The following is a 5,452-nucleotide window of genomic DNA, read 5'->3' on the forward strand; positions in this document are numbered from 1 at the left end:
CCAAAACTGTAAAAACATAGCAGGGCTCCAGACGCCGCCCCGCTGCCCAAACCCGTCAGCCACTGGGGTAATATTTTGAGCGACTGCAAACCCACTGCGGCCCCGGCAACGGCCAAAAAGCCTGCTAGGGTTAGGGTTAATCCCCAGAGGGGGCTGCTGGGGGCAAGATCTATAACACTAAAGACTAAGCTACTGACAGCATGGAATGTGAACAGTGCGATCGCAGCTAGACCCACTGTTTGCGATCCTTTCGGTCTCCTGGAATGACGCCGAAGGTGGTTACGGTCCTTAGGGAGGTCCATGGAGACAATTTCGTGACAGTTATTTTGACTAGCTCCAACCTAACCCAAATGCATAAGGGTTTCAAACGCTACTTTCTATCATTGTCCTCTTTTGAAGGACAATATGTAAAACAATATAGCTATTGTCTTTGTGTGTGTGGTTGTTCACAATATAGGCGTATCTATATTCGAGAGGAGATTTTTTGATGAGTGAACCTACTGTAGCTGATACTAAGCCAGCCGTTATGGAACTGGAGGCGGGGGATTACTGGTGGTGCAGCTGTGGCAATTCTGCCAACCAACCGTTTTGTGACGGTGCCCACAAAGGCACAGACTTCACCCCAGTCAAATTTACAATTGAAGAGAAGAAAACTGTAGCGCTTTGTTTGTGTAAGAAAACAGGTAAACAGCCGTTTTGTGACGGAACTCATAGCAATATTTAAGGGATTGTGATCTAATGAAGATACCCATTGTTTAGACTATAAATATGTCCCGATGGCGTTTGGTGAAAGTAGGTGTGATTTGGTTGGGATTGCTGATGCCCCTGGCGTTACATAGTGCCAGTAGTATGCGTCGGCCTCGCCATCAAACAATTACTCGCCAACCGCTGTTTCAGGGCATTGTCTATAGCCGACAGGTCAAAGCGCAGCCGCGACCTCAGGTTATTCACAGTATAGAAATTGATCTTACAGCTCCCGGTCTGAGACCCTTTGTGACTCCTGGACCTGCAGACGCAGTCCCTAACCAAGGTGGAGGGATTCCCCAAGAATCGCTGGCTCAGCGCACCTCGGATTTTGTGCAAACCCACGGGCTGCAGCTGGCAATCAATGCGAATTTTTTCTATCCGTTTCGAGAGAGTACGCCCTGGAACTATGGCCCCCGCGCTGGCCAGCGGGTCAATATTGTTGGCATAGGACTGTCCGACGGGGAGCTAGTATCGATCGGGGAGTCGAATCATCCGTCGCTTTGTTTGAGGCCGCAACAGGCAGCCATCCGCCCAGATGGGGATTGCCCCAATGGCACCCAGGCAGTTGCCGGTAAGCTGTTGCTAGTGGATAAAGGACAGCCGACCGCTGAGGTTAAGGAGAAAATTGCCCAGGGGAACGGCAGGCCGTACCCGTTTACGATCGCTGCAGTGGACACCAGTGGAACTCGGCTGTGGCTCGTGCTGGCTGATGGCAAACAGCCGCTTTACGCGGAGGGGAGTACGCTACAGGAAATGACAGATTTGATGCAGGCCATAGGGGCGGATAGGGCGTTGCAGTTAGACGGTGGGGGGTCGGCGACACTTGCGATCTCATCTCCCCTAACCGATGAAGCTGCAGGTCAAACTACCCCCACCGCTGCGGGTTCACATCTACTAAATGTCCCAGCCCATGTCAAAGTGCCGGGTCAAGAGCGTCCGGTCGCCAATCACCTGGGTTTCTTTGCCCAACCGTTAGAAACGTCTAACTAGATACCTAACCAACCGCAAATTCCACCACCACATCGTTAAAGTCTCCGTCGCCAAGACCGCTAAGGTCTTCAAAGCCAAAGGTATTATCGCCCAAGAGTTTGGCATGATCATTGCCGTTGGCATTGGCACCAGCGTGGCTAAAGAACACCTCACCTGTGGCTGGGTCGCCACCGCCTGCCACCAGGAAAATCCCTAAGAAATCCCCCCCTGTCAGGGTGTCCGAGATCGTCCGCACCTGGCCGTTCTCTCCTGAGAGCTGCACATCTAGCTGGTTGGCTAGAGCCGCTTCTCTATAGCCCGCATCGCCAGGCCGTAGCGTACTGTTAGTGAGCACATCACGGATCCCCCCATCGGCAAAGTCAGTGGTGTAAAACCCAACGGTATTGGCCCTAGCAGCAGACCGGTACACCGTAAACTCCACATTAACTAGACCCGTTTGCCCGCTAAGGTCAATGGCCGTAGCATCACCCACCAACAGATTAGTCGTCGTCGTTTGGGTGAATGTCTCTGCTATCAACTGGGTACCATCACCGAAGTCTAGGGAGATCTGAGCATCACTAATGGCCGTCGGTGTAGCCAGACGGGTTAACCCATTCACCACCAACTCAAACTCTAAAAACTGTCCTGTGCTCACCTGGCTGTTATCAATGCTAAAGCTGGGGGCATAGGCATCAGCCAGCTGGCCACCCTCCAGCAGCGAGAAACTGGCAATCTGGGTACGGCCAGTAGTATCAACGCTAAAGATAAGAATCTCGCCTACGTCAGAAATATTAACCTGGTCTACCTGCAGACGCACCGTATTCGCATCCCCCAGACCGGTGACTTCTAGACCCGATAGGGGCGTGAGTTTGGCGGTGGTCGGCGTGGGGGTGTTAGTGAGGGTATATGTGTCATCAACGGCGGGCTCTTGGGTGGGGAGACGATTGCCGATGGGATCTTGAATGTCTTGACTAGCTGCTAAATCTAAACCGACGATGCCATTAAAGTCGGCTAGATCGCCTCCGGTCACTGTGATGTCATAAACAGTCGCACTGATGGAAGTGATGGCGGTGACGATGGCCGTACTCCCTCCGGTGACGCTAAAGTCAGCTGGGTCAATGTTGAGAATACTCTCGTCAAAGGTGGCCCGAAACACCAAACTGTCTGCATCGGTATTGGCGGTAATCGGCGTTTGTCGGGTAATGCTCAGCAGGCTAGGGGCCAAGTCGCGGTCAAAGACCGTCAGCGCGTCGTCGTTAATGCTAGCGACAAACACCTGCTGGTTGTCGGGGCTGAGCGCCACACCCACTACACCTGCCAGCTCATCGGCACCATTGCGACCATCCTGGTCTTGAATGACCTGATTCAAGGTTAATCTCCCGGTGGTATCCCGGTCGAAAACTGTTAGGGCATTATCTGCAAAACTGACTACAAAGACCTGCTGGCCGTCCGGACTGACCGTAACGCTGCTAAAACCATTGATCGTTGGGATACCGGTAACATTCTTGCTTGCAAACAGATCGCTGTTTCCCCCAAACAGCTCAGCCCCGTCGTCGCCATCTTGAATCACCTGGGCAAAGCTCAAGGTGCCATCGGCCCTGCGGTCAAAGACCGTGAGAGCGGCATCTGTGGCGCTGGCTACATAGACCTGCTGACCGTCAGGGCTGATGGCCACCCCTGAGGCCCCAAACAGCGACTGCACATCGCCCGTACCATCTTTGATGGTTTGTCGAAGGGTTAAGTTGCCCGAGGCATCCCGGTCAAAGACTGTAATTGCTCCATCGGTGTGGCTCGTGACCAATACCTGAGTGCCGTCCGGACTGACAGCCACCCCTGAGGCGCCGGCCAGTTCGTCCCCCCCGCCAAGCACACCGTCTGTAAATGTCCGTCTAAAGGTCAAATTGCCCGAGGTGTCCCGGTCGAGCACCGTCAGGGATGAATCCACTAGGCTGACCACATAAACCTGCTGGCCGTCGGGTGCGATCGCAACATCAATCGCCCCTTCTAGCCGCTCAATATCATCCCGGCCGTCTTTTAGCAGCTGCTGTCGTGTTAGGGTGCCGTTCTCGCGGCGAAAAACCGTTAGAGAATGATCGCCGACACTGGCGACAAACACCTGGGTGCCATCGGGGCTCACCGTCACCCCAAATGCCCCAAACAGCTCCTCCACCTCAAAGCTATCTCGAATCGACTGGCTAAAGGTCAAATTGCCAAATGCATCGCGGTCAAATACTAGGAGCGCGGCATCAACAGCACTGGTGACAAATACCTGAGTGCCATCGGGGCTCACCGTCACCCCGGATGTACCAAATAACCGATTGGCGGCTTCGCTACCGTTGTCAAGGGTGCCGTCTTTAATATCTTCTTTAAACGTCAGCACCAGCGTAGCGGCATACTGCTCAAGCACGGTCTGGCGAAATGTGTGTGCGGCTACCGGTGGCCAGTGGCCTTTTCCGATTTCCCTAGCTGCGGCAGTAACTGTAGCTTCTGTTAGGACCGCCAGCGTCTCCACAAACTCGCTCCCCGCATCACCTGCAGCCACGTGACAGGCCAACAGGGTAAGCTGCGGTCTAGCAACCGTTCTAAACCAGTCGCGCAGCTGGCCAGAATATCGATTCAGATTGTTTAGCTCTAATATGCCTGAACCCAGCTGTAGCCCGCCGGGAAAGCCGTGGGCAACCAGCGTCAGTGATGCCGTAGGTTGCTGGTGCATCAGCTGACTAATTTGCTCAATGCCATCGCGGTCTGGGTCAAGCACATGGGCGCTGACACCGGGACGTAGCCCAGCTAGCAGCTGGGGTAAATCATCTACACGGCTGTCAAATATAACGAGGGCTGCTGCATTGAGATGGGTCTGCTGCCCTGGGACCGGTTGTTGACAATCAGACTTAGTAGTAACGATAGGAAAAGTCATAGAGGCGTATTTATAAACTGATATCGGTAAGAAAACTACAGGCCCGTCCGGCAGACTCAGAGGACAAAAAAGACTGATTTTTTCCTATCAACATGTCCAACAACGGCTCAAAACATCCGTATCCTGAGACAGAGGCAACAAAAACAACACCGCAGATTTACGTGTCTTTACAAGATCCATACCATTGGGAACATTGGGTTTTATGTCTGGCCCTATAGGTTGTTTGCCATTTTTCGACACACTGTCTTGCGATGGGTATCAACAATCTTCCCTAGGGAAGATACCGACTAAATTACTGACTAAATAGAGAGGTAAAGCCCTTATGATGTAGCCTGACCATCGGTATTCATCCGTCATGTTCCTAGATAGCCCTTTGCCTGATTTTCAAGGTGTTTTCGCCACCGCCACCGCCGCCGCAGACCTGGTAGTTGAGAATGAAGCTATCGAAGAAAATCTGCGTCAGTTTTTACTAGTGCTGTCGGTGTCCCTCGGAGTGGCCACCCTGTCACGGGTGGTGAGCTGGCTGCGCAATATCCCCTACACACTATTGCTATTGCTGGTGGGGCTGGGGCTGGCTGTACTGGATGTTCGACTGGTCAATCTATCGCCAGAGCTAATTCTGTTTATTTTCTTGCCACCCCTGCTGTTTGAGGCGGCTTGGAATATCAAGTGGGAAAACCTCAAGCGAGACTGGGTCCCCATCGTGCTCTACGCCATTATTGGCGTGGTGATCTGTGTTGGCGGGCTGTTTTGGGGCCTGTCCAACGTGGCGGGGGCATCGCTGGCGACGGCACTACTGGTGGGTGCTGGTCTGTCGGCCAC

Annotated in this window: 5 protein-coding genes; 3 read left to right on the plus strand and 2 right to left on the minus strand. The window is 53.3% G+C overall.

Annotated elements, in window-relative coordinates; translation table 11 throughout:
* On the minus strand, nucleotides 1-302 hold a 302-nt coding region (locus tag IQ260_RS27385; RefSeq protein WP_228016483.1), incomplete at its 3' end, for a hypothetical protein.
* Between the two features lie 185 nt (nucleotides 303-487).
* Here IQ260_RS27385 and IQ260_RS27390 point away from each other — a divergent pair.
* Nucleotides 488-724, plus strand: a complete 237-nt coding sequence (locus IQ260_RS27390; protein WP_193996246.1) for a CDGSH iron-sulfur domain-containing protein — start codon at nucleotides 488-490, stop codon at nucleotides 722-724.
* 44 nt (nucleotides 725-768) lie between these two features.
* Complete coding sequence (locus IQ260_RS27395; RefSeq protein ID WP_193996247.1) at nucleotides 769-1,737, plus strand: phosphodiester glycosidase family protein; 969 nt, start codon at nucleotides 769-771, stop codon at nucleotides 1,735-1,737.
* 4 nt (nucleotides 1,738-1,741) lie between these two features.
* Here the strand turns inward: IQ260_RS27395 and IQ260_RS27400 are convergent, their stop codons facing one another.
* On the minus strand, nucleotides 1,742-4,630 hold the full coding sequence (locus tag IQ260_RS27400; protein ID WP_193996248.1) for a DUF4347 domain-containing protein: 2,889 nt from the start codon (nucleotides 4,628-4,630) through the stop codon (nucleotides 1,742-1,744).
* Nucleotides 4,631-4,985: 355 nt separating this feature from the next.
* Here IQ260_RS27400 and IQ260_RS27405 point away from each other — a divergent pair.
* Nucleotides 4,986-5,452, plus strand: a 467-nt coding sequence (locus tag IQ260_RS27405; protein WP_193996249.1) for a cation:proton antiporter domain-containing protein, incomplete at its 3' end; no start/stop codon positions are given.

The organism is Leptolyngbya cf. ectocarpi LEGE 11479 (assembly GCF_015207065.1).
In the GTDB taxonomy this organism is placed as follows: domain Bacteria; phylum Cyanobacteriota; class Cyanobacteriia; order Phormidesmidales; family Phormidesmidaceae; genus Leptothoe; species Leptothoe ectocarpi.

Bases quoted from the DNA above. Each gene is read 5' to 3' on its own strand.
- IQ260_RS27395 (WP_193996247.1), top strand. From the start codon at position 769: ATGTCCCGATGGCGTTTGGTGAAAGTAGGTGTGATTTGGTTGGGATTG.
- IQ260_RS27390 (WP_193996246.1), top strand. From the start codon at position 488: ATGAGTGAACCTACTGTAGCTGATACTAAGCCAGCCGTTATGGAACTG.
- IQ260_RS27400 (WP_193996248.1), bottom strand. From the start codon at position 4,630: ATGACTTTTCCTATCGTTACTACTAAGTCTGATTGTCAACAACCGGTC.